The organism is Pseudomonas yangonensis, from assembly GCF_009932725.1.
Classification (GTDB): Bacteria; Pseudomonadota; Gammaproteobacteria; order Pseudomonadales; family Pseudomonadaceae; genus Aquipseudomonas; species Aquipseudomonas yangonensis.
Genome location: NZ_BLJU01000137.1, coordinates 1 through 430 on the forward strand (window position 1 = coordinate 1; position 430 = coordinate 430).

General features: G+C 49.5%; 1 pseudogene. It reads left to right on the plus strand.

The features are described from left to right. Positions 1-126: 126 nt before the first annotated feature. Positions 127-430: pseudogene (locus GYB81_RS23820) on the plus strand (IS1-like element transposase); the annotation flags it as partial.

The window sequence follows — 430 nt, forward strand, 5'->3', positions numbered from 1 at the left end:
CCTTGTTGTAATCGGACCAGTTGGTGATCCCAACATATTTAAGTAGCCATGATGACAAGATCGGTAATGCTGCCAACTTACTGATTTAGTGTATGATGGGGATTTTAAGGTGCTCCAGTAGCTTCCATTTCCATCAGATGTCCTTCCTGCTCCGCTACTGAAGGCGTGGTGCGTAACGGCAAAAGCACCGCCGGACATCAGCGCTATCTCTGCTCTCACTGCCGTAAAACATGGCAACTGCAGTTCACTTACACCGCTTCTCAACCCGGTACGCACCAGAAAATCATTGATATGGCCATGAATGGCGTTGGATGCCGGGCAACCGCCCGCATTATGGGCGTTGGCCTCAACACGATTTTACGTCACTTAAAAAAATCAGACCACAGTCGGTAACCTCACGCATAAAACCGGGCAGTGACGTCATCGTCTG